General features: G+C 43.0%; 30 protein-coding genes and 2 pseudogenes. 15 read left to right on the top strand and 17 right to left on the bottom strand.

The window, feature by feature from the left end:
* Nucleotides 1-18: 18 nt before the first annotated feature.
* The 6 genes from R2X38_RS00650 to R2X38_RS00625 are packed head-to-tail and all read right to left on the bottom strand — an operon-like array spanning nucleotide 19 to nucleotide 3,382.
* Nucleotides 19-471: a hypothetical protein gene (locus R2X38_RS00650; RefSeq protein ID WP_317520058.1), complete on the bottom strand. Its 453-nt coding sequence runs from the start codon at nucleotides 469-471 to the stop codon at nucleotides 19-21.
* Nucleotides 464-631: a hypothetical protein gene (locus R2X38_RS00645; RefSeq protein ID WP_317520056.1), complete on the bottom strand. Its 168-nt coding sequence runs from the start codon at nucleotides 629-631 to the stop codon at nucleotides 464-466. The genes R2X38_RS00650 and R2X38_RS00645 overlap by 8 nt, the downstream gene beginning before the upstream one ends.
* A gap of 13 nt (nucleotides 632-644) precedes the next feature.
* Complete coding sequence (locus R2X38_RS00640) at nucleotides 645-2,327, bottom strand: hypothetical protein (protein ID WP_317520055.1); 1,683 nt, start codon at nucleotides 2,325-2,327, stop codon at nucleotides 645-647.
* Nucleotides 2,327-2,617: a hypothetical protein gene (locus R2X38_RS00635; protein WP_317520053.1), complete on the bottom strand. Its 291-nt coding sequence runs from the start codon at nucleotides 2,615-2,617 to the stop codon at nucleotides 2,327-2,329. The genes R2X38_RS00640 and R2X38_RS00635 overlap by 1 nt, the downstream gene beginning before the upstream one ends.
* Nucleotides 2,610-3,161, bottom strand: a complete 552-nt coding sequence (locus R2X38_RS00630; protein WP_317520052.1) for a 3'-5' exonuclease — start codon at nucleotides 3,159-3,161, stop codon at nucleotides 2,610-2,612. Before R2X38_RS00630 ends, R2X38_RS00635 begins: the two co-directional genes overlap by 8 nt.
* Entirely contained in the window at nucleotides 3,158-3,382 is a 225-nt protein-coding gene (locus R2X38_RS00625) for a helix-turn-helix transcriptional regulator (RefSeq protein WP_317520051.1), read from the bottom strand. Before R2X38_RS00625 ends, R2X38_RS00630 begins: the two co-directional genes overlap by 4 nt.
* Before the next feature lie 380 nt (nucleotides 3,383-3,762).
* Between R2X38_RS00625 and R2X38_RS26765 the strand changes: the two are divergent.
* From R2X38_RS26765 to R2X38_RS00615, 3 genes and pseudogenes are all read left to right on the top strand, one after another.
* A pseudogene (locus R2X38_RS26765) lies at nucleotides 3,763-3,876 on the top strand (transcriptional regulator); the annotation flags it as partial.
* A gap of 15 nt (nucleotides 3,877-3,891) precedes the next feature.
* Nucleotides 3,892-4,026: a hypothetical protein gene (locus R2X38_RS00620; RefSeq protein WP_317520050.1), complete on the top strand. Its 135-nt coding sequence runs from the start codon at nucleotides 3,892-3,894 to the stop codon at nucleotides 4,024-4,026.
* Nucleotides 4,027-4,202: 176 nt separating this feature from the next.
* A pseudogene (locus tag R2X38_RS00615) lies at nucleotides 4,203-4,561 on the top strand (ISNCY family transposase); the annotation flags it as partial.
* A 154-nt stretch (nucleotides 4,562-4,715) separates the two neighbouring features.
* Here the strand turns inward: R2X38_RS00615 and R2X38_RS00610 are convergent.
* Nucleotides 4,716-5,657 (bottom strand): trypsin-like peptidase domain-containing protein, encoded by a 942-nt coding sequence (locus R2X38_RS00610; protein WP_317520049.1) that lies wholly within the window; start codon nucleotides 5,655-5,657, stop codon nucleotides 4,716-4,718.
* A gap of 430 nt (nucleotides 5,658-6,087) precedes the next feature.
* On the opposite strand from R2X38_RS00610, the gene R2X38_RS00605 reads away from it, so the two are divergent.
* The 3 genes from R2X38_RS00605 (at nucleotide 6,088) to R2X38_RS00595 (ending at nucleotide 7,379) form a co-directional block, all read left to right on the top strand.
* Entirely contained in the window at nucleotides 6,088-6,540 is a 453-nt protein-coding gene (locus tag R2X38_RS00605; RefSeq protein WP_317520048.1) for a hypothetical protein, read from the top strand.
* A 202-nt stretch (nucleotides 6,541-6,742) separates the two neighbouring features.
* On the top strand, nucleotides 6,743-6,895 hold the full coding sequence (locus R2X38_RS00600) for a hypothetical protein (protein ID WP_170114874.1): 153 nt from the start codon (nucleotides 6,743-6,745) through the stop codon (nucleotides 6,893-6,895).
* A 127-nt stretch (nucleotides 6,896-7,022) separates the two neighbouring features.
* Nucleotides 7,023-7,379 (top strand): hypothetical protein, encoded by a 357-nt coding sequence (locus R2X38_RS00595; RefSeq protein ID WP_317520046.1) that lies wholly within the window; start codon nucleotides 7,023-7,025, stop codon nucleotides 7,377-7,379.
* A gap of 39 nt (nucleotides 7,380-7,418) precedes the next feature.
* Here the strand turns inward: R2X38_RS00595 and R2X38_RS00590 are convergent, their stop codons facing one another.
* Nucleotides 7,419-7,865, bottom strand: a complete 447-nt coding sequence (locus R2X38_RS00590; protein WP_317520045.1) for an NUDIX hydrolase — start codon at nucleotides 7,863-7,865, stop codon at nucleotides 7,419-7,421.
* A 347-nt stretch (nucleotides 7,866-8,212) separates the two neighbouring features.
* On the opposite strand from R2X38_RS00590, the gene rpoS reads away from it, so the two are divergent.
* Both rpoS and R2X38_RS00580 read left to right on the top strand, forming a co-directional pair.
* The gene (rpoS, locus tag R2X38_RS00585; RefSeq protein WP_317520044.1) at nucleotides 8,213-9,091 is read left to right on the top strand and encodes an RNA polymerase sigma factor RpoS; all 879 of its coding nucleotides are present in this window, start codon (nucleotides 8,213-8,215) and stop codon (nucleotides 9,089-9,091) included.
* A 487-nt stretch (nucleotides 9,092-9,578) separates the two neighbouring features.
* Nucleotides 9,579-10,115, top strand: coding sequence for a DUF1439 domain-containing protein (locus R2X38_RS00580; protein ID WP_317520043.1), 537 nt, complete (start codon nucleotides 9,579-9,581; stop codon nucleotides 10,113-10,115).
* Nucleotides 10,116-10,149: 34 nt separating this feature from the next.
* Here the strand turns inward: R2X38_RS00580 and R2X38_RS00575 are convergent, their stop codons facing one another.
* Nucleotides 10,150-10,446 carry a hypothetical protein gene (locus R2X38_RS00575; RefSeq protein ID WP_317520042.1) on the bottom strand — a complete coding sequence of 99 codons (297 nt, stop codon included), beginning with the start codon at nucleotides 10,444-10,446 and terminating at the stop codon, nucleotides 10,150-10,152.
* A gap of 210 nt (nucleotides 10,447-10,656) precedes the next feature.
* Nucleotides 10,657-11,805: a chromate efflux transporter gene (chrA, locus tag R2X38_RS00570; RefSeq protein ID WP_317520041.1), complete on the bottom strand. Its 1,149-nt coding sequence runs from the start codon at nucleotides 11,803-11,805 to the stop codon at nucleotides 10,657-10,659.
* A 414-nt stretch (nucleotides 11,806-12,219) separates the two neighbouring features.
* Between chrA and R2X38_RS00565 the strand changes: the two genes are divergently transcribed.
* Nucleotides 12,220-13,146, top strand: a complete 927-nt coding sequence (locus R2X38_RS00565; protein ID WP_317520040.1) for a LysR family transcriptional regulator — start codon at nucleotides 12,220-12,222, stop codon at nucleotides 13,144-13,146.
* A 227-nt stretch (nucleotides 13,147-13,373) separates the two neighbouring features.
* Complete coding sequence (locus R2X38_RS00560; protein WP_317520039.1) at nucleotides 13,374-13,790, top strand: OmpA family protein; 417 nt, start codon at nucleotides 13,374-13,376, stop codon at nucleotides 13,788-13,790.
* A gap of 81 nt (nucleotides 13,791-13,871) precedes the next feature.
* On the opposite strand, the gene R2X38_RS00555 is transcribed toward R2X38_RS00560, so the two are convergent.
* The gene (locus R2X38_RS00555) at nucleotides 13,872-14,981 is read right to left on the bottom strand and encodes a 1-acyl-sn-glycerol-3-phosphate acyltransferase (RefSeq protein WP_317520037.1); all 1,110 of its coding nucleotides are present in this window, start codon (nucleotides 14,979-14,981) and stop codon (nucleotides 13,872-13,874) included.
* A 273-nt stretch (nucleotides 14,982-15,254) separates the two neighbouring features.
* Here R2X38_RS00555 and R2X38_RS00550 point away from each other — a divergent pair, with 273 nt between their 5' ends.
* Nucleotides 15,255-15,938 (top strand): hypothetical protein, encoded by a 684-nt coding sequence (locus R2X38_RS00550; protein ID WP_317520035.1) that lies wholly within the window; start codon nucleotides 15,255-15,257, stop codon nucleotides 15,936-15,938.
* Between the two features lie 74 nt (nucleotides 15,939-16,012).
* Here the strand turns inward: R2X38_RS00550 and R2X38_RS00545 are convergent, their stop codons facing one another.
* From R2X38_RS00545 to R2X38_RS00525, 5 genes are all read right to left on the bottom strand, one after another.
* The gene (locus R2X38_RS00545) at nucleotides 16,013-16,915 is read right to left on the bottom strand and encodes a L,D-transpeptidase family protein (RefSeq protein WP_317520034.1); all 903 of its coding nucleotides are present in this window, start codon (nucleotides 16,913-16,915) and stop codon (nucleotides 16,013-16,015) included.
* 230 nt (nucleotides 16,916-17,145) lie between these two features.
* Nucleotides 17,146-18,279, bottom strand: a complete 1,134-nt coding sequence (locus R2X38_RS00540) for an acyl-CoA desaturase (RefSeq protein ID WP_317520033.1) — start codon at nucleotides 18,277-18,279, stop codon at nucleotides 17,146-17,148.
* Between the two features lie 144 nt (nucleotides 18,280-18,423).
* The gene (locus tag R2X38_RS00535; protein ID WP_317520031.1) at nucleotides 18,424-19,068 is read right to left on the bottom strand and encodes an SDR family oxidoreductase; all 645 of its coding nucleotides are present in this window, start codon (nucleotides 19,066-19,068) and stop codon (nucleotides 18,424-18,426) included.
* A 126-nt stretch (nucleotides 19,069-19,194) separates the two neighbouring features.
* On the bottom strand, nucleotides 19,195-19,680 hold the full coding sequence (locus tag R2X38_RS00530; protein ID WP_317520030.1) for an acyl-CoA thioesterase: 486 nt from the start codon (nucleotides 19,678-19,680) through the stop codon (nucleotides 19,195-19,197).
* A 181-nt stretch (nucleotides 19,681-19,861) separates the two neighbouring features.
* Complete coding sequence (locus R2X38_RS00525; RefSeq protein ID WP_317520028.1) at nucleotides 19,862-20,533, bottom strand: hypothetical protein; 672 nt, start codon at nucleotides 20,531-20,533, stop codon at nucleotides 19,862-19,864.
* A 270-nt stretch (nucleotides 20,534-20,803) separates the two neighbouring features.
* Between R2X38_RS00525 and R2X38_RS00520 the strand changes: the two genes are divergently transcribed.
* The 4 genes from R2X38_RS00520 (at nucleotide 20,804) to R2X38_RS00510 (ending at nucleotide 23,047) form a co-directional block, all read left to right on the top strand.
* Nucleotides 20,804-21,652, top strand: a complete 849-nt coding sequence (locus tag R2X38_RS00520; RefSeq protein ID WP_317520027.1) for a lipase family protein — start codon at nucleotides 20,804-20,806, stop codon at nucleotides 21,650-21,652.
* Nucleotides 21,653-21,728: 76 nt separating this feature from the next.
* Nucleotides 21,729-21,986 (top strand): nitroreductase family protein, encoded by a 258-nt coding sequence (locus R2X38_RS26760; RefSeq protein WP_411184356.1) that lies wholly within the window; start codon nucleotides 21,729-21,731, stop codon nucleotides 21,984-21,986.
* The gene (locus R2X38_RS00515; protein WP_411184354.1) at nucleotides 21,878-22,456 is read left to right on the top strand and encodes a nitroreductase family protein; all 579 of its coding nucleotides are present in this window, start codon (nucleotides 21,878-21,880) and stop codon (nucleotides 22,454-22,456) included. The genes R2X38_RS26760 and R2X38_RS00515 overlap by 109 nt, the downstream gene beginning before the upstream one ends.
* A gap of 90 nt (nucleotides 22,457-22,546) precedes the next feature.
* A complete protein-coding gene (locus R2X38_RS00510) occupies nucleotides 22,547-23,047 on the top strand; it encodes a hypothetical protein (protein ID WP_317520026.1) in 501 nt (166 codons plus the stop codon).
* A gap of 103 nt (nucleotides 23,048-23,150) precedes the next feature.
* On the opposite strand, the gene R2X38_RS00505 is transcribed toward R2X38_RS00510, so the two are convergent.
* Complete coding sequence (locus tag R2X38_RS00505; RefSeq protein ID WP_317520024.1) at nucleotides 23,151-23,960, bottom strand: alpha/beta fold hydrolase; 810 nt, start codon at nucleotides 23,958-23,960, stop codon at nucleotides 23,151-23,153.
* Between the last annotated feature and the right edge of the window lie 26 nt (nucleotides 23,961-23,986).

Here is a 23,986-nt window from a genome sequence, read left to right as displayed (position 1 = left end):
TCTCTCGGTTTGTTTAGGTTAAAAGCGGGCAATCATGCCGCCAGTAAGCGCGCCAAGCACAACCCCCGCAATCACTGACTTCCAACCGGACGGTTTTGCATCCGGTTGGGTATCTGGTTCGGATTCGGTTTGGCTTGGTTGTGGTTCAGCCTCGATTACTGCTTGCAGTATTTCGGCATCAAGCTCGGTTTGTTCCGGTTCGATATTCGGCTCGGGTTCGCCTTCCGATTCCACAACTGGCGCGGCTTGTTCGGCTTGGTGCAGCGCTTCAATACTTGGGTAATGCTGCTCAAAGCGAGACTGCCAATATTTTCCGGTTTGCTGGTTGGTGCCGCAGTCGTCACAAATCGCATACAGGTACTTGGAGCGTTTGCCCCTCGCCCGGTGGATGGTGCGGACATTGCCGCACTCACACCGATTAACTCCTTCTACTTTGTTGGCCGACGCACGAACGGGCATTGATTCAGCCATGTTTCCCCCTTTGCTCTAGTTCCATGAGTTTTTGATTTACGCCATTCATCCAGACCAGCACCAAACGAAGCGGAGACATGATTTTGCTAGCGAACGGGTTTTTCGCCGCCTTGTTTACTTCGCCTTTAAGCTGGTCAGTGATTTGGTTCAGTTCTTCCATTTGTTAACGTCCTTTACGCGGCTAGTTGCTGATTTTGGTACCACTCGAGATCAGCTTTAGCGGCTGATAGTTCAAGTTCGGTTGGTTCTTCCCTGTTTGGAGCAAGCGGGTCATTCAAGACGGATTTCCAATAAGCCTGTTTGAGCAAAAAGCGCTGGTACTGTTGGCGGTACTCTCGTTGGGCAGTTGCTCGGGCCTCGGATACGTTTTGGTGATAATCGGGGTCATCGTCTGTTGATTGCATCGACCAGCCACGCGCACCTGCCGCCCAAAGCAGAAAGTCATAGGCTTTGTCTTCGGCCTCTTCGCCTTCGAACGACAGACAAAAACGGTTCTTAGTGCTGGCATGGATACCGCGGTCTTTGATTTGGTTATTTATGGCTTGTTGCTGGCCTTCAAGCCGGGCAATTAAGGCAGTCAGCTTTTGGATTGCTGCCTTGGGCCGTTTGGCTTTTTTCGCAATGGCTTTGGCCTTGATAGCCTGCTCTTTTTTCTTTTCGAGGCGGTAAAGACTGCGCTGCAGTGGCTTTTTCCAATGTTCCAACCGATAGCCACACTCTTTGATGATCGCGGCCATGTTGTGGGCTTCAAAATTTGCCAAGCAATCCCAACCGGGAGCCCGGCTACAACGGGCAATGTTATAGCGGTTGCCTTTGATAAGCCCTTGGTCGGCGTTCTCGCCTTTGGCGGCATAGCCTACGGCCTTAATAATGTAAGAGCCGGCCGCTTTGGGTTGGCGGATTCGCTCCAAGTGGGCGAACCCATTCCCCCAAATCCCCTCTAACCGTTCGGACCAGGCTTGAAAATGTTGTTTATCAACCTGCCAGTTCATAATGAGATGAACATGCGGGTTGGGTTCACCGTGTTCATTGGCCGGGCACTCGGCCACCCATATGTAATGGAATGGCTCTTCAATGCCGTCGAGCTCGAACTGTTCACCGTCGGCATCAATCCCTTGCCAGCCACGCTGGAACATCTTTTTGATGCCATCAAGAAAGCGTGAGACTTCACGGCCTAACGTGGTTTCACCACCAAAGATAGCGTTGCGTTGTTCCATGGTGAAAGTTAGGGTCAGGAACGTGGTAAATCCGCCCTCGCATGCGGCAACATAAGCGCCTGACTCAAAAATTTTAGTGACGGCACGCTGGGTTAATTTTTCTGTATAGCGCTCCCCGCTTTGTGGGTCTGGTGCATCGCCCGGACGGGTTTGGGTATGGTGCAAAATGCGGTAGCTGCCCGACCATTCACGGTGCATCAGCCGGACGGTTGATAATCGCTTGTCCGAAGGCGCATCAGGAAGATCATACAGGCGCTCATGGTTGTAGTGGGACTCGGTGCTAACCAATTCGATATCACGGCGCTGTGCCTTGCGTAGCCTGCCCACACGGCTGGATAAATTAACCACTTTCGGGTGTGTCGGACTTTTGCGCCCTTGGACAAGCCTATTGTCTCCGTCACTTCGTGCCGCCGCTTCGCGGGTGTGTTCAGCGTATAATTCACGCCCTTGCTTGGCGAAACCTTTAGTGCGCACATAGTGAAGTTGGGCAAACTGATTAAGTTTTTGCTGCTCGTGTTTTAACCACTCGGCAGAATTGGAACCAAAAAAACCAGCTTCATGGCTGGCAATGTTCTTTTGGGTAATGTCATGTGGCTGGACGGCGCCAGCCACATACAAGAGATCGTTTATGGGGAGCATCAAAGCCCTCCCATATCATTGACAGCTCGCCGGAACGCTACATAAATGCGGCGAAACTCGGCAGCATCATTAAGAAAGAATGCAGCTCCTTCTTTATCGCCCAAGCGTCGATGGTGCTTCACCATCTTCATAGAATGCTGCCACTCAACAAGAGCGTGTTTAGACATGAAGTCGGCAGTTACAGGTTTATCCAATGGGATTGCAACTTCGTGCAACGGCATAGAAGAAACCGCCGCCCCCAACTTGGGGGCTTTGGCTACTTGCTTAGGGATTAGGTTTAAATTAGTCATGTTTGCCTCCGAGCTGCTCATTAACTGCAAGTAATAACCTGCGTGTAATTTCACAATCTGCCATTGCTCGGTGGGCTTTCAAGTCTGAAATATCAATGCCTTGTTGAACTGCGGCGTTTGTCAGACTTTGCCATTTGTAGTTACCGTGGTATTCATTCCACTCCCCAAAGAACTCTGCATACCACTCCATTACGCATTGGGTTTTAAATGGCAGTAAATCTATGCCATAACGATTGAGGCTTTGGCGGATTAGGCGAACATCAAAAGCGGCGTTATAAATCAGAACATCACGCCCTTTGATGGCTTGAGCTAATTGCTTATATACAATTGGGAACGTAGACGCGCCAACCAACATACGGTTAGTAATGCCATGGATTGCCATTGCTTCGCCGGGTACTAGCTGGGCTGGCATCACCAATGTATCTAACAACGGTTGACCTGTTTTAGCGTCCATCACCGATAGCTCAACGATTTCGGCAAAGTCGTTAAGGCCAGTGGTTTCAGTATCCAGAATTACGGCATTATCTAGGCTAATAGGTTTCATTTCTCACCCCCATCACTCAAATCAACGGGCTGAATAGCCCCAATACGTAACAGGACATAAGCAGGAATTTTATAAGTACCGTTTTCCCAACGTGAATATGTTCCTTGTTTAATATTCAGTTTGTAATGCTTAATAAAATTAGACTGACTCATACCGGATTGTTTACGGGCCTTCTTCAATATCTCGGCACAAGTTTTCATGGCCTTTTCTTTAGTAATCATCTTGCACCTCCTGCCATCAAATCACGGTTGTGTTGAAAGACGGCTAGTTGTTTGAGGTACTGTCTCTGCTCAGTGGCGCGTTGTTTGGAGGTTTTGAAGCCAAACTTCTCTCGAAGTTGACGAACCGTATCGAGTGATCGTTTTGTCAGCTCAGGTTTTGGGTCAATGCACCCTGCCATATCTGGACAGGGTCGATGTATTGGGTTGCGAGTTGTTAAAGTTGAAGTATCCATTTGCTAGTATCCCTATAAGCAAGTAATTGCATTTCGTGGGAATAGGTTACTAGTAATTTCTTGTTACTGACAACAGGCTGTTGCTGTGGGAAATGACATTATGTTCGCCTATTATTTAACAAATTAAGGGTTAAAAAAGCGTTACTTATGACTTACACAATTGAATTGCTTAACATGGTGAAAGCTAGGTATAAACTGGGCTCAGACTACCAACTTGCTAAGAAATTGGGCGTAAGTACAGCCAGAGTCAGTAATTGGATGAAAAGGAAGTCTCACATGGATTGGGATATTGCTTTCCAAGTTGCTGATTTACTTGAAATTGATGATCAAAAAGTTGTTCATGAATTGTTAAAAGACATATATGAAAACCCTCGTTTCATCAATGCGTTAAGTGAGAAAAGTGCTGTATAGAAATGCTTTAGCAACTTAACCTTACTATACATAATGCGCACTAACAGAAGATTGAAAGATTGATGTAGCCACAAAGCTAAAGTGTCTCTTTTCTACAAAGTGAAAATGTCCTGTTTTTCCTATGTTGATCAGACCCTGTCTGATCTGTGTGAGATGAACTGAAGATGTTGGTAACCATGAATGATAAAGAGATTTTACGCCTGAGTGCTATCCGCGATGTGTGTGAACACCGTATTCGTCGTTCCGATGCTGCACGTATCCTTTCACTCAGCGTTCGTCAGGTACACCGTTGTTTGAGTTTGCTCAATCTGAGATACCCTGACTTTGGTCCAACGTTAGCCCACGAAAAACTCAGCGAGCATCATGGAATTCAATTTCATTGGAGACCTTACGCCAATGGATGATCGCTGATGGTCTTTGGGTTCCCCATACCAAACGCAAGCCGCGAGTTTATCAACCTCGTCACCGGCGTGATTGTTTGGGAGAGCTGATTCAAATCGACGGTTCCCCCCATGACTGGTTCGAAGGTCGCAGTACGCCGCTTTAGGCAGCCTCAACAAGAGACCGTACCCAAAGACAAAAAAGCTTGTCGCAAAGCAAGGGAAAAACTCATTGCCCGGCGCAGCGCATCAGCTCCCTAGCCTTTTTTGTTCAGGCGTAAAAAAGCCCGCGATTGCGGGCATAATATCTTAGGCTTGATTCAGACAAACTAACGGTACAGAAAATTGCTTACTCTTCTCGGCAATCTTCGAAGGTGGTAGAGATTTCTTATCTGAAGTCGTTTTGTAGTCAATGCTTGATTCATTTAGGAAAATTGTAAACATCGAAGATTTAATAGACTCTTTCTTAATGTCATCTGTAACCAGTCCAATGACGGCGCCATTCTCGGCAATTACCGGGCCACCAACGTTACCTTGATCAACCGAATTTGTGGTTTTCATAATTCTTACATCATTCTTGCTTCCTGATGCAGAGCTAATGATGCCGTCAGTGATTTTGCCTTGGTATGTTGGTGTCTTAGCATTCACAACATCTGAAAGAACATAGCCATAGGTATAAGCACGATCACCTTGAATGGTTTGCTTATTCAAGCTAATTGTCGCGTAAGATTCGTTTGGTGTTAGTGCTTTAAGTACAGCAATATTGTTACGTTTATCTACACGGACAACTGTTGTTTCAAGTAATTGACCTGAGCGCTCATAATTAATTTTTGCACAATCATCGATCATGTCACTTGTTGTTAAGATGTTAACGTGATTGACAAAAAAACCAGACCCTTTTTTATAAGTATTGGCTCTATAAACAGTACCTTGTGAAACAATATTAAAATTGTTGACCGTCGATGCCTCTGCTTGTGTAGAAACTGGATTACCATTAACTTCTGTTACACTGCAATTATTACCACCTGAATCAACACAAGTCTTCTTCGCAAGCGCTACTGCTTCGGATGTTGTTGGTGACCCCCAAGCTGCGCCTGCTACGTTATTTGTCCCGATAGCAAATGCTTTATTATTTGGCTTCGCTCTATACTGGTTGTAAAGGTTATCCGCGCTACTTACCGTTGTTTGGCATCCTGCTATCAAAGCTACCGACATTGCTACAATGCCATATTTGAATGATTTATTGTTCATTATTATCCACGTGAATATATGAGTGCTATTATAAAACCCTATGCATTTTAACTCGATAATATCATGTTTAATAAAGATAAAATGTGGTAGTTATCAATTTACATCGGTTTTATCATTCAGTCATTCAAGCTTGAGGATACGTTTTTCATGCTATTCTAATATCTTCTAAAACTCATCCAGTACGGATTCATGTGCCTTAACTGCTCGTAACAGGCTCTCATCATGACTTCCCTACTCTACAACCGCTGATTGTTAGGATGAGTTGAAGATACTGGTTCAAACTACAATAGTTGTGATCAGTAGCCCAAAGCACATTTCGTAGGATATGAAATGGCTTTTTTTATATCTACAATTCAACTGTTTATCATCGACTATTTGAGGTTATCGAGCCCACATCCTCAAGCGGTTTATTTGCTTACCAAGGTACTCAATGAATAAGTTAACCATTGTAACCATTATCGTTTCCTCAATTTCGGCTTATGCTGGCGCGAGTCTGCAAACAACGCCAGTAAAGCCTATTTCAAAAACGATCATTGGTGATTCTTATACCGCGTATGAGGCATCAAAAATTTGTGCGAGTGAGCTATTTTTTGTTCCGTCACAAAACCAACCGTTCATCTATATTTCTGACTTAACTCAGTCCTGGGCTTTATCTTTTAATTCCAGCATAAAACTGAGTACAGGTAATGAATCATTCACCGCTAAGCTGGAATCACAAGTAGTGGATGACAAGATTCTCATTACCATTGATAACCCTGTGCTCGCTGGCAAAGTCACGGAACAAAACGAAACGCTATTACACACTGAAACCATAGCCACGTTACTAGAAGACAAGCTATACGACGCCTACGAATCATATTTGATTTGTCTTAGCGACTATTAAGTGTGAATTTCTTATTGTAGGTCCATTCACGCATAGTGCCATTGTGTTGTCTATGTGTTTAATTAATCATCGGCCATACATCTCATCTTCATCAAATAATCTTATCATCACAAGTAGAAAATCGATTAGTTGAAACATAGGTACTCTGCTTTAATAGCGCCATAGATAATTCAATCTTATTGTTAATAAACAAGGTGTTATAATGTTTGCTGAAGAAGATCGTGTAGTTGCAACTAAAGGTATTGAGCTAGGTGAGATGGTTGTTACTGGCATTAGCAGTGGCGGCTTCTACATTCATGTTAAAGTTGATGGCATGACACTGACTTACCCTGCACAAGACCTTAAAAAAGCATAATTCATGCTCTCAAAAAATTCAGAAAGGTAGCTACGGCTACCTTTTTTCGTTTCAATTATAAAAATCTATACTTACATATACACGCTACATTCATTGTAAACTTAATTAATGAATAAAGGATTAGCATATGGGTATTGCCTTCCATCCCGACTCTGAGCTTGATGATGATAAACTGATGCAACTGCATGAAGACTTACTCTCAAAAAAGTCTCACTTTAAAGATGAGATCATCAAACTTAACCAAGTTATCGCGAAGAAGGAAGACTGCTCAGTGACAGATGTTGCTGCTGCAGCAAATATTCGAGAAGAAGCTGACCGAGCAATGGGGCTTGTGGAACAGTACACTGAAACCTTGTCATTGATAGAAAGAGCCTTATCACATATGGAACATGGAACCTATGGAGTCAGCGATAAGTCCGGCAACCCTATCCCATTCGAACGATTGAAAATTATCCCTTGGACATCCACTTGCGCTGATGACTAATCAAATGGCACGGAGTGACGGTCAAAATCTTGAGTCATTCTAGAGAACTATTTTAAGTTGTGGTGATGGCACTGCATTTACAAAGTGCTTCCACACATGTCTGTAGAATTGCTGCTGGTTGGGAAACGGTGCCAAAGTTATGGCCTCTTCTAATGAACACCAACGGTATTCAGTATGTTCATGGTTCAACATAACCTCTAGCTCGGATGTGCAAAAGACAACAAATCCAATCGCCATGATGATTTGATCGGTTTTTGGATAATAGAATTGTTGTATATAGTCGGCGTTATAAAGCTCAGATGCATAAAGTTGAGTTTCTTCAGAAAGCTCACGTAAGAAAGCTTGAGGTGCCTTTTCTCCTGGCTCGATTTTACCTGCGACATTACACCAGTATTCATCATAGTTTCGTTTTAACATTAACATCATAACTTGGCTGTTATGTATACTCAAAACGACTCCTGACACCAGGTTTGTTTTCAGTTCCATACTGACCTCTCTGAGACATTTTGAAAGACTTAAGTGAGTTATATTTACGATATATTTTATGAACAAAGGGGCTAACAACGTCAACTATATGTGCACAACATACTGATTAATTGGACAATAGTCAGTATATGTTCTGATCTAAGTTTTCGCCTTGGAGGTTTTAACCTTAAGGTATTTCATTAGCAAAGGAAAACACTTTGTCAATAGAATAACGCGACATATTCTTGCTTTTATATCAAAACTCAGCATACCTCAATGGCATATGCATACTGTTCATGTTAGTGTGTAGATGTAACAAATTAAAACAAACACATAACATTTTGGGTTGTCATTGTTAGGGGTAAGATATGGATATCAAATCACAAGAACTAAATAATGGTTTCGATGCTGATGTTATTCATCTGTATCTACAAGAAATCGCGCACAAACCTTTACTGACCAAAGAAGAAGAGATTCTTTACAGCAGAAAATGCCTCCGAGGCGATACATTTGCTAAGGCAACAATGATTGAAAGTAACCTGCGCCTCGTTGTCAGCATTGCCAAAAAGTACCGTAATAGCGGCATGTCACTAAGTGATCTCATCGATGAAGGAAATATCGGTTTAATCACTGCGGTTGAGAAGTTTGACCCAGAACGTGGGTTCCGCTTTTCTACCTATGCGACATGGTGGATTAAGCAAACCATAGAGCGTTCTATCCACAACCAGGCACGAACTATCCGACTACCTGTTCATGTATCTAAAGAAATCAACACGATTCTACGTACTCACAAGCAGTTGATGAAAACGACGAATCAGGAACCAAGCCAAGAAGAGATAGCGGCAAAACTAGAGCGCTCCGTTGAAGATATTTCAAACGTGCTTGCCTATGATGCCCCTGTCGTTTCTATCGACCAACAAATTTCTGATGATTCAGGTTCTCAAACCATCTCAGCATTTATTGCCGATGATGACGGAGTAAAACCAGAGAACGAACTTGATAAACAAGACATCAGCAAGCTTGCAATAGCAATGCTAGAAAGCTTAAACGAACGAGATAGAGAGATCCTATGCCGCCGTTTCGGGCTGTTAGGCTATGAAGCACAAACACTTCAGCAAGTTGCTGATGAAGTAGGCCTAACACGCGAACGTATTCGACAACTTCAAGTCAGCTCACTGAAAAAGCTTAAAAATACGCTAAGTCGTGAAAATTACGACTTAGAGTTACTATTTGCAGAAACAGCATAGCCCTACCGAGGCTTATAGGCCCTCCTTACAGAGGGCTTATTTATTTGTAATCGTCAGTAAAATCATTTCACATTTCTTCGACTCAACGCCTAGTCATTAAAACCAAACATTTTAACGATGTTATCCTTACCATATAGTGTCAACAACTTTAGAACTTAATCTGTTGGCTATATGAAATCAAAAACTTTATTAGTTATCTCTTTAATCATTTTATGTTATGGCGGATTTGCTCACTCTGCATCTAAGAAAAGCAAAGAGTGCAAGAAAGTGACTAAAAAAATTGAGTCAATTCAGAAAGAAATGCGCAGTGGTTATACATCCCAGAAAGGTGCTAAGTACCATAAGCAGTTGAATAAATTATACAAGCACCAGTTCAAAACTTGCTTCTAAGCGAAGACATAGCCGAGGATAATCTCGGTTATGCACATTTGATACAATCACTCTCTGATACGCTTTTATGGATACTATAAAGGTGTGAGGCTCTATTGTGAAAATCATCTATGCCCTATTTCTATCACTGATTTTATCTTCGTGTGCGAGTTACAGTGTCACTGAGCGGGAGATTCAGGATTACCTTGATGATAGAAGTGGCTTTGAAAGAACAGTTGGTATTAAAGGGCTCGCTCATGCCAACATTAAATTCGAAAATGTAAAAGTAGGTATCGGACGAGTCTCAAGTGATAGAGTTAACCTTGATGCAGACTCAAAAGCACAGATTTCGATCCAGGGCCAAAGCACTCAGGATTTACAAATTAAAGTGAGTTTTAGTGCCATTCCCTACTACGACAAAGAGGAAGGCGCTATTTTTCTTAATGATTTAAGTGTCGAAGAAATCGACATTCAGCCGAATGAGCTAAATCTGCCAAGTAAACAATTGCTATCTCCAATTATTGAGATGGTTGGGCAATATTTACTGACAAGGCCTGTTTATCGGTTAAGTGATGAGGACTTTAAGCAGTCAATGCTCAAAACGGCCCGCCCTGAATTACTGATTAAAAATCACGAATTGGTGATACAGATATAAAGAAAGAATAGCACCTTTCTCTGGTGCTCTCCTTTTAATTTCTCTCTTTTGCCTGCTCTAAAAAATGAGTGCCGGCTGCTTCATCGATGATGTGTACTGCTCGCTCTGCTTCGAATGATTTCCTCATTGCTTCAGCAGCGTAATCCCTGATTATTGTACTGTTTGAACGTACGAAAATGGTTATAAACAGAATTAAGCAAACAACCCCAGCACTTACCGCTAAAATTGTTTTCTTAAATATGCGCTTTTCAGCCTCGCGCAATTCCCTTTCAAGAATTTCTATAACATCATAATTTGTAAGATTTGGCCTTATTTTTCTTTGATTTTTCATATGGTTAACTTGACCAATGCGTAATAATTATTTGATGCTACTTTATCAGCAGTTTCTTAACTTTACCTTAATCAGCATTAAACATCCTATTTGGCCATATTGTCTGTAATGTATGTTTGTTTTTCAATTACAGATTAAAAGTTATAGTGCGTTAGAAGGTAAAACAACACAGCCCGAAAGCTGTGTATTCTTTAGATCACTATTATTTGCTTACATTATGGATTGGTAACCCACCAACAATATGATCACCCCCCAAACAGGAATTTTGCGATACTTAAGCAGATAGAAGCCGACAAGAACTGCAATTACATCAAACAAAGAGCTTATCGACGTTGAAACAACTGGATGAATAAATGCACTGCCCAGCAAGCCGACAACACATGCGTTGACCAATAGAATCGACTCTTGCAGGCGTTGGTGTTTGAACAATGCACTCCATGCCGGCAGGAATGCAAAAAGTAACAAACTTCCTGGCAAGAATACCGCTATGGTTGCTAGTAGGCTACCAATAAACGGGCTATCTGCGATAGTTGATGCACCTAGGTAACTTGCCATGGTGAACATCGGCCCAGGTACTAACTGCGCAGACGCATAAGCACTCAAGAAGGTATCGGGTTCAACCATACCTTCCATCATTGGCTCCAGGAGCGGAAGAACAACGTGCCCCCCACCAAAAACAAAACTACCCGCTTGATAGAAAACATTGATTAGGTTAAGTAGTTCTGATTGTCCAGCAAGCAACGGTAAACCTAAGAGCAAAATGGCAAAAACACCGACAATACTTAGATGAGGTTTTATTATTGGTTGACTCACCTTACCATCAAGGTTCTGCTGCTTCTGAAGTGAAATTACAAAGCCCAAGCAAGCCGCCAGTAAGATAGGAACAATCTGGCCAAGTAAACCTGAAGTGACAAAAACACTAATCGCCGTCGCGATTGCAACAGCAGCTGTTAGTTTGCTGGTGATATTTTTCTTTACCATTCCCCACATAGCATCAGCGACCACAACAACAGCTAACAACTTAGCGGCTTGGATAACCGTGTCAATAAACGCTACATCGCTGTACTGCTGATTACCAATTGCCAAAAAGGTCAGTAATAAGAATGACGGAAATGTGAATCCAACAAATGCCGCTAGAGCCCCCAAATAGCCAGCTCTCTTAAAACCAACAAACATTCCTAGCTGACTACTAGCCGGTCCGGGTAAGAACTGACACAAGGCAACGGCTTGGGTAAAGTCTTGATCGGTCAGCCACTTCTTGTTCTGCACGAACTCTCGTTGAAAATAGCCAATATGAGCAGCAGGGCCGCCGAAACTATAAAGACCTAGCAGAAAAAACTGCCACATTACTTTGAACATAAAACCTCCTAATGAGGTTCAGATAATATAGCCACTCGTTAAATGAATAAAATCGTTCAATTTAATCTCACCCATCTATTTCATTAATTATTCTAAAATTGCCTAAACTTTAATCTGTCGATTCAAGATCATATAACATTAACTGTATCGTTTACTCTTGCAATCCATTATCCACCCATGAAAACAATAAGTGATAACCAATTGATTTATCGTGTTTATAATCTAGATTTTTAAACCCTTGATATTATTTCAACGATCCACACCAGTCATATGTGTCAAATAGATATCTATATCTCTATTCACGACCAACTGTTCAAAACCTTAAATGACCATCGTCACATGAGTTTTACAGTGATTCTCACTATTAGCGTTCAGTGGTATAATCCTTTTGTTAACATGAAGTTGGTCTGAGCTATGCTAGAAAATCTGCAACAAATGGTGATCCTTGCCACTGTCGGCCATGAGCAAAATTTTACAAGGGCTGCAGAACGCCTCGGGATTTCAAAATCTCAAGTCAGTAAGCAAATCCGCTTTTTGGAAGAGCGACTCGGTTGTCAGCTTGTACAGCGCAGTACACGCACAGTCGCTCTAACCGAGATAGGCCTTCAATATGCTGAATACGGTCAACAACTACTAGATACGGTAAATGAAGCTGAAGCGCTTGTTGCAGGTTATAGGAATGAAATTAAGGGTGTATTACGAATTGGTATCGCTCAGTCATTCGGCAACCCCCACATCACTTCTGCATTGGCCGAGTTTCAAAAAGAACATCCAGGGTTGGAATTAGAGGTGAGTCTTTTTGATCACCGCCCTAACCTACTCGAAGAAGGCTTTGATTGCTGGGTCGCAATCCATGAACATCCTCCCGAAGGGATGGTTGCCCGCCGCCTTGCAGATTGTCACTTTGCAGTAGTGGCTTCCCCAGAATATATAAAAGAGCATGGTGCGCCTAAAGTACCTGGGGATTTACGCCAACATAACTGTATTACCTATCAAAGCCGTGAGCGAAAATATATCAACTGGGAGTTCACCAGAGATGGTGTTAGGCAATCAATCCGTGCTCGTGGTAATTACCGTATTGATAATGCACCTGCAGTGCTTGATGCTGCAATGTCAGGCCTTGGGATCGCATATCTTGCGACTTACCTGATCACCGATGAAATTGAGACTGGTAAATTGGTGCAGTTACTCCCAGAGTGGAAAGCTGATGTTGAGCTGCCAATTTACGCTGTGTATCCCCGCCGAAAATACCTCGCGCCTAAGGTTCGCTCATTTATAGATTTCATGGCTGATCGTATGTCTGTTCCTCCTTACCGAACACCGAACCCCTTAGCTCGTTGATCAGCCTCGATATCTTACTTTCGCAGTTGTGATTCGCTTCAAATCAGCTAAACCTAACATATATGACTTTAGAATTAGGTTTAGTTGGTTTGAAAACACTAGCATCGTCTATCACTTCATATCTTCGCGCACTCGTCTTTGTGCTCGTAAGTTTTGCTTTAGGTTGCGGCAATGGTAGTGACAGCGTCGCGCCCCCTCCCTCAACACAATCGAGTACTAGTGAAAATGTGGTACCTAATGCTCAAATTCTGCTAACTGAATTACCGGAACTTCGTACCACTGTTTATTTTGATATGGAGAGTTACGACTTAACCCCTGAAGGTCAGCTACTCCTCGACCCTATTGCCGTTAGATTACGCCAGCATCCTGACAGCTACGTGATTGTTGTCGGGCACGGCGATGATTTCACCAATGAAGACGATAATGTCGGGCTATCTTACGAGCGGGCATTTACGGTAGCGATTTATATATCATCTGTTTTTGGGGTCGAAGAAGAAAGAATCCAAATCGTGTCTGCAGGAAGTACAGAGCCACTAACCGCAGGTACCCGTCCTGTCGATAAGCAACGCAACCGCCGTGTCGAAGTCTTGTCACCAAAATCGATAGTGCGAACACTTAGTCCAACCAATGATGCGAAATTCTAACTCAGGCCGCTATACCCAAATGACTTAAGTCTAAGAATTTCTCTCGGCATTAAAAAAGCAGCCTGTTGGCTGCTTTTTTAATTACTTCTGCTTTTTCTGGGCGGGTATTGCATACATCTGCTTAAGAATGGCTATGACGCCCTCTGGCAGATCAACGAACTTTTCGTTAAACCTAGCAATTTCAGCCTCGTTCACAGAACTATCAGACATGCCCGCAGCAATGTAATTGGCTGGGAAAAGGTGGTAATTGGTCGTGATTTGGCGATCGATTTCTTCAGCCAAAGATTCTGGTGTTTCAAAGCCAGTTCCAATCACACCACCAAAACTTACGTGAATACGTCGCTTCTGACCAACAATGCCCTGGATGATACTCTCAATATCTTCAAACTCACCTTTCTCGTAACGACCTTCAGTTTCTTTCTGGTAGAGTTCTTTAGCTTTAGCGACATCACATGGATCGTTTTCGTAAGAGATAGCGACCGGTACGATGTTCAACTGCGACATATATTCAGAAAAATCAATCTTCTGTTTACGACCGTCCATGTAAAACATCTTCAAGATAGCAGGATCAGTTTTATCGTTACCATCCTTCGCACGACCTTCCTTTTGCGCTATCCAGATCGAATTACCTGTCTCTAATGAGTGCGAAATATAGCTTGAAAGCAAACCTAATGCTTTCATCATCTCGCGTGGCCCTTTGGCAGAGCGCTTAACGATGAAACTCTTATTCAGTCGCATTAGTTCAGTGGCACATGGTTTTTTCAGCAGGTTGTCACCGATTGCAATGCGAACGGTATTAAACCCATTGTTAAAAAGGCACCAGTTCACCATGGCTGGATCCATGGCAATATCCCTGTGATTCGACACAAAGAGATAGGACTTGTTAGGGTCTAAGTTATCCAACCCACTAAAGGTGACGCCGTCACATGAATGATCAATCGTCGCATGCATATACTTCGCTATTTGGCGTTGTACATCATCGACAGTTTTGATGTTCGACCATTTACTTATAAGGAATCGTTTAATTAGCGGCGTTAACAGCCACCCAAACACACCTGATAATTGCGGGAAACGGTAGTTAAGGATGGCATTTATGAATTCTTTATCGTTTACCAGACGCGTAATAGCCCCACTGACTTCATCGTCATTATACGGGCGAATTTCTTTGTAGATATCGTTATTAGACTGCACTGTAATGCTTCATATGTTGAAAAAACTGCGACATTTTACGCAGATTTATTAGATTTACCCAATGACATACCCCAAACAACATGATGGTTGGAGGTCCTACCAGATTAAACTGTATTATATTCAAGCACTTTACCCTTTAGATGAAGCAAAGTCTGCCTAACTGCTAGCATTTCTTGCCAAAAAACCACCATTTATCTGTTAAAATCAAGCGATCAGTTGACGCTTACAATAAAAGCGCACAACATGTGTCAGCTAATTTGCTAGAGATTTACTATGAAACAGGCTATTGATTATTCACTGCATCAACACACTTTTTTAGACGTCGGCTCTAGGAAAAAAAGTCATACTGCCTACATGCTTATCATGACTTCAGGGTGCGCATTTGTTCGTTTAGGCAAAGCCGAATACACAGTGACTGCCAGCAACGGTTTCTTTATCCCGTTTGACTGTCTTCACGCTGTGACTATCATGCCTGGCTCAACTTATAACAAGGTTGAGTTCTCACCACGTCTAACTATGCCTATCTGTCGTGAAGCGGGTTTCTTTAGAATCACACCGCTTATTTCTGCAGTTTCAAAAGAGCTCAACAAATGGCTAAAAATGGGTAATGAAGTATCACTAGAAGGCGAAAGCGGCAATCTTTTGCGAGTATTGGCCGATCAGGTTGCTAAGCTCAAAGTAAACAGCAAATCGACCAGCCCAACCTTGAACGGTCACCATCAATTATGCATGACTTCACTGCTTAAAGGTGACAAGGTCACAGACAACAAAGCACTAGAAGCGATCACCAATTATACTGGGTTCTCAGTAAAAGAAATTGAGGCTTGTGTCCTTTTGCGTGAAGCACTTAAGTTATCTCGTTCAGGCCGAAAGCTACCTCAAATCGCCGAGACACTTAACACCTCACCAGAGATGATTTCTTCGCTAGCCACGCCTATTTTAGGCCAGGCGCTGTAATTCGTATTGCATCACTCCATAAGCAAAAAGCCACCTTGCGGTGGCTTTTTATCAATATCGAATCTCAGAAGAGATTAATTCAATCTCTGAGGTACACCAGACTGCTTAAGCAAAGCAACTTCAAGGTTCTGGTAAGCGTCATCACTTCCCGCCACTTCAGCTTTAAGGCTATCAGGTGCTTTAACAGTCTTAAACTCACCTTTTTGGTTTTCACTTCTCGATAGTGGTTCGTGCACTTCGACATACACACTGCCATCAGGCTCTACCGTATGCTTCACCGGTTGGTTGATGATCTGCACTCGAGTACCACGACCAACTTGAGTAAATAACCATTCAACATCCCATGGGTTCATGCGGATACAGCCTGAACTTACTCGCATACCTATACCAAAGTCTTTATTGGTTCCATGGATCAAGTATTGGCCACTACCATATGAAAGACGCATTGCGTACTCACCTAGCGGGTTTTCTGGGCCTGCCGGCACAACCCCTGGAAGCTCAATGTTGTGTTTCTCACGGTATTCTTTTCGAATGTTTGCTGTCGGCGTCCAAGTCGGGTTTTCAATCATTTGACTGATACTCGTCGTCATCTTAGGCGTCTCACGCCCTACACGACCGATCCCGATAGGAAATACGTACATTTTCTCGCTGTCCTTGGGAAAATAGTACAAACGAAGCTCAGCTAGATTAATCACTATACCCTGCCGCTTCGCATTAGGCAGTACCAGTTGCATAGGAACAGTTAACAGTGACCCCGGCGTAGGTAAAAATGGATCCACGCCTGGATTAGCAGCCATCAACTGTAATAAGCCAATATTATATTTGTTGGCAATATCCAGCAGACTGTCACCTCTGACGACCTGGTAGTACTCCATAACGCCAACTAATTTACTGTCGGCATCCGGCTTTTGATATTCAACCGCTTGAACAGAGCACGACATTACACCAGCGAGTAGCATTAACAACAAGCGTCTCACACCAGTACCTCCATCTATACATCCCCTAATTATGGCAAATCCCATTCTGCTTAATTCTATGAATAACTGCCTTTGCAAAAATGAGACAACTTTTGACAATTCTACTGGTGACCTTGCATCGCTACGTCAACAAAACGTCAATGATTTCCTGAGAGCTTAACTTGTGACCAATCAACAAGTCAAAAAAAGGCGGGGAAATTCCCCGCCTTTTACAAGCTATCTAACTATTTTCACACATATTGTGCAGTTAGTTGTTGCCAGGATTTTCGCTGCTCCTCGAGCATTCGCTTCATTTCATTATATTGCTGTAAAAATTCAAAATTCTCATAACTCTTAAGCAATTTCTTCTTCTTGAGCTCAATTAAGCGCTTTTTAGCCCCATAATAATCGGCAATTTTTTTCAGCAATAATTCGTATTCTTCATCAAGCCGAGCCAGTTTCAGCTCAGTAGCTTTACTTTCTACACTGCCCATCAACGTCTCTTGAACACGCTTGTGAAGCATTCTGGCTTTCGCTTTTTCAATCCGATCCTCTGGGCTAGTTCGCAAGTTTTTCGTTGCGCCAAGCCATGACAAAGATTTGATTAACCATTTTGTCGGATCAAACTGCCACCAGCGAATACCATTGCGGTAGTCATTTTCAAAGATATGATGGAAGTTATGATAACCCTCACCAAATGTCAGCAAGGCCAGCAGGCCATTATCACGTGCACTATTCTTTTCCGTATATGGTTGAGAGCCCCATACATGCGCCAATGAGTTAATGAAAAACGTCGTGTGGTGACTCAGCACCAAACGCACGACGCCAACCAACAATAACGCCCCCCAAACATCCCCATGGATCAGGCCAAAAGCGAAAGGTATGCCAAAATTAGTCACAATGGCCAAAGGTACATAATACTTATGCTGCCACATTACGATTTTGTCTTTCTGTAAGTCTCGGCAATTTGAGTAATCACTGTATCGGCTTGCTTGATACTCTCTTAGCATCCAGCCGATATGGCTATAGAAGAAGCCCATCTTGGCGGAATATGGGTCTTTGTCATTATTATCAACATAACGATGGTGAATGCGATGATCCGAAGACCAGTGCAGAATACTGTTTTGCAGAGCAAAAGCACCGCCAATAGCAAAAATAAACCTGACAACAGCATTGGCTTCATACGTTTTGTGTGACCATAACCGATGGTAACCCGCCGTTATAGACATGCCACAAAACGAGAAAGCAAATAGCAACATAAGCCATTGTGCAGCATCAAAGCCGACAAAATATGCATGAAGAGGGGTTGCTATAATAGCAATAAGGAATGTAACGGTGAAAATTGCAACATTTAACCACAATACAGGAGGTTTGGTAGAGGTCATCCTTTTGATCCTATCCATTGAGCGTACAACTGTAAGCCAGAATAGCCTTCATTAACTTTTACGTCAATTGGTTAAACATCTAGCAACAAAAAAAGCCATCATTACTGATGGCTTTTGAAGTTCAACTCTCTCGAATAAAATTGTTTATCGCTTAAAGTTACTGGTGAAAACTGGGTCAACACAGGAATAGATTTGTCCAACTGCATCTTCATCAGATAATACTTGATAAATGAGCCGGGCCACTTCAGCACGAGTGATTAAACCATGCACTTCACCATTTTGTGAAAGATGACCTTGCTCAGTCACTTTCCCATCTTGCAATCCGCCTGGACGAAGTATGGTGAAATCCAATCGGCTTGTTGATAACCATGATTCAGCAAGGCTCTTTTCACGAACTGCTTTACCAAATACGGCTTTAGCTTTATCAGACAAATAAGCCCACGAATCACCACATCCCAGTGAAGTCACCATAACGAATCGACGAATATTTCGTTGTTCCAATTCATCAATCACTAAACGGTGACCGATATAATCAACGGGTACCTCGGCTTGAAAGCTCCCCATCGTAGATACAGCAACTGCATTTTCTGGTGCCAAATCCAACAACGTATTGACGCTAGCTTGCTCAAGCGCATCACCCAGAACAACACTTACACCGATAGCTTCGAGCGCTGATGCACTTTCTGGTTTACGGACCATTGCATACACATCTACGCCCTGCTCACGAAAATAACGAGCAACCTCAAAGCCAAGGCCACGGCTTGCACCAAACAAAACAACAGGATTCATTGATTACTTCCATTTCGAACAAATTAAACAGTAATGATTATAACTATCATTACTGTTTTGTCTTTATTTCCAATCAATTCGTTGATCTATCCCAAGTTCTATAGCCTATTTACATTATCCGTTTGATCACTTTATATACTTCACATGCGCTTCCATTTCCTCACCGATTTCCTTACGCATGTTCATCAATTTAATAGCTGATTCTCTAAGTACTTTATCTTCATCGGTTTGCGGAACCCATTCAGGAACATCTGCAGGCTGGCCCTGTTCATCCACGGCAACCATAATCACGATACAATGGGTGGTCAGCTGGTTTTTCAGCTCTTTTGGATCACTCGCCTGAACATCTATCGCAATATGCATAGAAGAGCGCCCTGTATAAATGACTTTTGCAGTCACTTCTACAAGGTTGCCTACATGAATAGGCTTTACGAATCGAATGCCACCAGCATAAGCCGTTATGCAGTATTTGCCGCTCCACCCCGCCGAGCACGCATAAGCGGCCAGGTCGATCCATTTCATTACGGCGCCACCATGCACTTTACCGCCGAAATTAACATCACCCGGCTCGGCCAAAAAACGTAGTGTGACTTCCCGCTGTCTATTACTCATAGTATCTCCTTTCCCTTGTTAAGCCTTTATCAAGGGCTTCAATTAACTGCGTATTATTGTTATTAGTATTAACACAAAGACAACAAGAAACACATAGATAGTTCACGAATTAAGTATTGTTGATTTAAAAAGAAAAAGCGCCCGAAGGCGCTTTATATGTATACGATAAACAAAACGATCATTAGCTTTGGCTAACGGCTTCCAACTGGCTTTGTAATTTCGCAATTTGTTGCTTCAATTCAGCATTCTGTTTATTAAGTGATTGATTATTTTGATGAGCAACTACCTTTTCAGCTTCAAGCAAATTGACTTGCTCCTCAAGCTGTTTAGTTGTTTCTGTAGCCGCTTCTAGCTCGGCTTTAGCTTTGCGCGCATTACGCTGTGCTGTTTGCTTTGCTCTTGTCGCTTTGGTTACGGCCTCTTCGCTTGCAGCCAAGGAGGTAGTCATTGATTCGATTTTTCCTTCCTGAGCAGATAACTGAGCCAATAAGTCAGCTTCTTTTGCCTTGGCCAGTTCTAACTCTTGTTCAAAAACCTCACTCGCGCTGGTTGGTAAACCCGCTAACGCATTCCATTGGTCGGTCATATTCCTTGTCATTTGATCCATAAGATCAAAAGGGAAGCACAAGGATTGTTGTTGATCTTGTTTACTAACAAATTGCTTATCCATCTCCTCAATCAGTTTGAGGCTTTGCTGATAGCTTTGTTCAAGCATACGCTTAGTGCTATCAACCGTCATGGTCTCGATCGCTTTGCCAGCTAACATCATTTGTTGAAAGTGTTTAACGAACGCCTCAGGTTGAGCCGCTTCGCTAAATTTCATAAAGGGGTGAGAGTTAACATCATAATCCATCATGTGTTCCTGCCATGTATCTACTAAATAGTTAAAAAAGCATGAAAATCCAGCCATCTATTCTTATATCAAATTGCTACGCCATTGGACAAATATTAAGCAAGGTATTTCATAAAATTTGATCTATATGCAATGATTTATTCATCTTACAAGGCTTGGATGACAGTTTTTATTTCACACAGTGATCATTATCAAGCCGAATCCTTATTAGAAATGTCACATACTTAAGCTATATGTTTTAGTCATCTATGCGGTGAGGAACAGCGTTTAATGAAACCTTTGAAGCGATATCAATATGAACGCTATGCCATTCTTTGTAACCTCGCGTACCCCACAACCTTTAACCACACCTTGTATGGATTCGATAAGAATGGTCGCCATGAAATCACAGACCGTTGGGGCCGCACTATCATTCGTGTTCTATGGGGAGAAAGAAATGAAGTTGTCGTGGTGTTCAAAGGGTCTCAAAGCGTTTGGGACTGGTTGATCAATTTGGCTTTTTTCCCAAAAAAGATTCGTTCCGGTGAGCGAGAGTGTCATGTTCACTGGGGGTATTACTCTTTGCTTGAGCAGCATAGCAAAGCCAACACCATCAAGCCAAATCCTCATTTAAGTGACGCCATGAACGCTGAGTTCATGCAGGCTAGCGAAAAAAAACTAAAGCAAACTGCGCTTACCTTGTATGAGCAGATAGAATCCGTGCTACTTCCCCTTATACAGAAGGGTAAAAGAATAACTTTCACTGGTCATTCTTCAGGAGGCGCAATGGCAATTCTAGTCGCACACCGGCTATACCAACATCAACCCGCCGCAATTAAACGGATTGTGACATTTGGCCAACCCGCTACCGGTTTCTGGAATTTCAAACAGCATTACCCACTAGCTACACGCACGTACCGTATATGTTGTGACTTGGACATTGTGACCTTTCTTCCGCCTATTCCCTTCATGTTTTGGCATGTTGGAAAAGTCCTTTGGCTTCATAATGGCAAGATTTATGAAGATACACCCACCATGGCGAGGTTATACCGCTCTATTGTGAGTTGGTTACTCAGGCCCATTACCTACCATTACATGAATAAGTACATCCGGAACAAAGACTTCTTTGATAAACACTAGTAAATGATGGCATCAACTTTGGAGAGGTTGATAAAACAGGTATAGTGAGAGCAGGCTTTTTACTTTATCAACCAATATGTCTGAATCAACTACTGTATTATCGGAAATCATCCACTCGCGACGCTCAGTGCGTAAATACGACCAATCAGCACCATTCGACCATCAAGCAGTTACCCGCTCTCTTGAGTTAGCTATTCTCTCTCCCAATAGCTCAAACATGCAATTATGGGAATTCCACGTGTCGTTAGCGAAGACAAACGTGAACAACTTGCACGATATTGCATGGGACAAAACGCTGCCAAAACAGCCAATGAACTGGTCGCTTTTGTTGTGACACCACATAAGTGGAAAGGCCGAGCAGAGATGAATGCAGCAACAATCCGAGGGGCTTTCGAAGGTCGTGAGGATGCCACATCAAAGCGAGCGCTGAAATATTATGAAAAGTTGATCCCTTTCGTTTATAACAATGATCGCTTTGGGATCTTCGGTTTTGGCAGAAAGATCCTCAGTCATGTCCTTGGTTTCAACAAGCCAATGGTGCGCGAAGTCAGCAAAGCAGATGTACGCGTATGCCTTCACAAAAGCAGTTCCCTGGCGGCCATGACGTTTATGACAGCAATGCGAGCCGAAGGATATGATACCTGCCCGATGGAAGGCTTTGATTCCAAGCGCGCTAAAGCGCTTCTAGGACTACATAAGGACGCTGAAATCACCATGATCGTAAGCTGCGGCAAACGTGCTGATGATGGTATTTATAGCGAAAGACATCGTGTTGCCAACGATGAGGTTATAATCAGTCATTAATTAAGCAAATACATCTCAAGCCATACCCAGAAGGTTCCTTTTGGGGTATGGTGTTGGCAATCAAAGCAAAAAGAACGGTCAGTAGTCCAGATGAAACAACTCATCGAACGAAAAAACCGGTGGATGGCAAGCCATATCACCGATGCGGAGTTCCCAACCCCACTCAGTGAAAAAGGTCTTGCCTTATACCATGCAGCCCAGGAATCATTAAATTTTGGTCCTTATCAACCCCCTGAATCCGAAAGCTCACTGTCACTGACCATCTACCCAGTAGACTGCCATCCTCTCACAATTCGATACTCGCTTGTTCTTGCTAACCGTTGGCAAAACGAATCTGACAAAGAAGCCTTGATTGAATACCTTACACAAATCATGTTTGAAGAAAATTCACCTGCGCAGTTATTTGTCGGCTTCTTCAAAGGTAAACCGGCAGCGTGTGGTATGATCTTCCATGATGACGAGCACGGCAGTTTGATTTGCGATGTAGCTGCACTTCCCTTACCTAATCAATCTGCACTGATCAGTGAGATGCAGCAGGCTTTGGCAGCCAAGGCAGTAAGCCAACCGCTTTACTGTGAGCAAATGAACTAATATTCTTCTGCCAGCAAAAATATCTATTACAAAAAGAGCCAGTCAATAATGACTGGCTCTTTAGTATCTACCTGTTCGAGTTAACTATTCGAGTTAAATCATGTTAGCCGGCATGCTTGGATAAAAACGCGACCAACTTTTCAGTGACAAATTCGGGCTGCTCTAGGTTACTGATATGGCCAGCATTCGGGATAAGAACAAACTCACTGCCAGTGATACCATCATGCATAAGCTGAGACTCTAGCACTGGACGCATCGCATCTTGTGCGCCAACCATGATTAACGTTGGCAACGCAAACATCTCTGCATCTTCGAACATATCACGACGACCGAATACCATTCGACCAGCCTTTGCCAGGGCATGCGCTTTATCCTTCGTGGCTGATAGCAGGTTTTCACGGAAGCCATGGCGAATTGGATGGTTTCTGTCTAATGTTGCAAACTGTCGCTCATCAAAGAACTGAACGATATCAGGAGTCAGTGCCGCGTGTTCTTCCATTTCGGCCATCTTGGCAAGATACTTGGTGTGAACGACTTCAGGTTCTAGACCAACAAAGGTATCCATCAATACCAAGCTCTTAACCCGTGCCGGGGCGTTAATCACAAGCTCGGTTGCCCACATTCCCCCGGAAGACAAACCAATGAGGGAAAACGTATCAATGTCCAAATGATCAAGAAGTGCCAGAACATCATTGGCATAATCACTGAGTGTATGAGTTGATTCTGGCACAACTGAAGAGCTACCATGCCCCCAAAAGTCCGGCACGATACAACGATAGGACTTACTGAGCACTTCCACCTGCGGCGCCCACATAGTGCTATCCCACAAATAACTATGCCCGAACACAAGCACAGGGCCTTCACCGATATCCTGATAATGCATTGTCTGCGCATTAAGAGTAAAAGTTTTCATACGTTCCATTCCAACTTTTGTTTTCG

The organism is Photobacterium rosenbergii, assembly GCF_033022775.1.
Taxonomy (GTDB): Bacteria; Pseudomonadota; Gammaproteobacteria; order Enterobacterales; family Vibrionaceae; genus Photobacterium; species Photobacterium rosenbergii_A.
Note: the sequence above shows the minus strand (reverse complement) of the source record. Positions and strands in the feature narration are given on the sequence as shown.

What these genes read in the sequence shown, in the direction of transcription:
- R2X38_RS00635 (WP_317520053.1), bottom strand. Translation starts at nt 2,617, where the DNA reads ATGACTAATTTAAACCTAATCCCTAAGCAAGTAGCCAAAGCCCCCAAG.
- R2X38_RS00650 (WP_317520058.1), bottom strand. Translation starts at nt 471, where the DNA reads ATGGCTGAATCAATGCCCGTTCGTGCGTCGGCCAACAAAGTAGAAGGA.
- R2X38_RS00515 (WP_411184354.1), top strand. Translation starts at nt 21,878, where the DNA reads ATGGGAATTCCACGTGTCGTTAGCGAAGACAAACGTGAACAACTTGCA.
- R2X38_RS00505 (WP_317520024.1), bottom strand. Translation starts at nt 23,960, where the DNA reads ATGAAAACTTTTACTCTTAATGCGCAGACAATGCATTATCAGGATATC.
- R2X38_RS00625 (WP_317520051.1), bottom strand. Translation starts at nt 3,382, where the DNA reads ATGATTACTAAAGAAAAGGCCATGAAAACTTGTGCCGAGATATTGAAG.
- R2X38_RS00645 (WP_317520056.1), bottom strand. Translation starts at nt 631, where the DNA reads ATGGAAGAACTGAACCAAATCACTGACCAGCTTAAAGGCGAAGTAAAC.
- chrA (WP_317520041.1), bottom strand. Translation starts at nt 11,805, where the DNA reads ATGTTCAAAGTAATGTGGCAGTTTTTTCTGCTAGGTCTTTATAGTTTC.
- R2X38_RS00605 (WP_317520048.1), top strand. Translation starts at nt 6,088, where the DNA reads ATGAATAAGTTAACCATTGTAACCATTATCGTTTCCTCAATTTCGGCT.
- R2X38_RS00600 (WP_170114874.1), top strand. Translation starts at nt 6,743, where the DNA reads ATGTTTGCTGAAGAAGATCGTGTAGTTGCAACTAAAGGTATTGAGCTA.
- R2X38_RS00520 (WP_317520027.1), top strand. Translation starts at nt 20,804, where the DNA reads ATGAAACCTTTGAAGCGATATCAATATGAACGCTATGCCATTCTTTGT.
- R2X38_RS00530 (WP_317520030.1), bottom strand. Translation starts at nt 19,680, where the DNA reads ATGAGTAATAGACAGCGGGAAGTCACACTACGTTTTTTGGCCGAGCCG.
- R2X38_RS00575 (WP_317520042.1), bottom strand. Translation starts at nt 10,446, where the DNA reads ATGAAAAATCAAAGAAAAATAAGGCCAAATCTTACAAATTATGATGTT.
- R2X38_RS00525 (WP_317520028.1), bottom strand. Translation starts at nt 20,533, where the DNA reads ATGGATTATGATGTTAACTCTCACCCCTTTATGAAATTTAGCGAAGCG.
- R2X38_RS00550 (WP_317520035.1), top strand. Translation starts at nt 15,255, where the DNA reads ATGAAACAGGCTATTGATTATTCACTGCATCAACACACTTTTTTAGAC.
- R2X38_RS26760 (WP_411184356.1), top strand. Translation starts at nt 21,729, where the DNA reads ATGTCTGAATCAACTACTGTATTATCGGAAATCATCCACTCGCGACGC.
- rpoS (WP_317520044.1), top strand. Translation starts at nt 8,213, where the DNA reads ATGGATATCAAATCACAAGAACTAAATAATGGTTTCGATGCTGATGTT.
- R2X38_RS00510 (WP_317520026.1), top strand. Translation starts at nt 22,547, where the DNA reads ATGAAACAACTCATCGAACGAAAAAACCGGTGGATGGCAAGCCATATC.
- R2X38_RS00540 (WP_317520033.1), bottom strand. Translation starts at nt 18,279, where the DNA reads ATGACCTCTACCAAACCTCCTGTATTGTGGTTAAATGTTGCAATTTTC.
- R2X38_RS00590 (WP_317520045.1), bottom strand. Translation starts at nt 7,865, where the DNA reads ATGGAACTGAAAACAAACCTGGTGTCAGGAGTCGTTTTGAGTATACAT.
- R2X38_RS00565 (WP_317520040.1), top strand. Translation starts at nt 12,220, where the DNA reads ATGCTAGAAAATCTGCAACAAATGGTGATCCTTGCCACTGTCGGCCAT.
- R2X38_RS00620 (WP_317520050.1), top strand. Translation starts at nt 3,892, where the DNA reads ATGGATTGGGATATTGCTTTCCAAGTTGCTGATTTACTTGAAATTGAT.
- R2X38_RS00630 (WP_317520052.1), bottom strand. Translation starts at nt 3,161, where the DNA reads ATGAAACCTATTAGCCTAGATAATGCCGTAATTCTGGATACTGAAACC.
- R2X38_RS00640 (WP_317520055.1), bottom strand. Translation starts at nt 2,327, where the DNA reads ATGCTCCCCATAAACGATCTCTTGTATGTGGCTGGCGCCGTCCAGCCA.
- R2X38_RS00610 (WP_317520049.1), bottom strand. Translation starts at nt 5,657, where the DNA reads ATGAACAATAAATCATTCAAATATGGCATTGTAGCAATGTCGGTAGCT.
- R2X38_RS00535 (WP_317520031.1), bottom strand. Translation starts at nt 19,068, where the DNA reads ATGAATCCTGTTGTTTTGTTTGGTGCAAGCCGTGGCCTTGGCTTTGAG.
- R2X38_RS00595 (WP_317520046.1), top strand. Translation starts at nt 7,023, where the DNA reads ATGGGTATTGCCTTCCATCCCGACTCTGAGCTTGATGATGATAAACTG.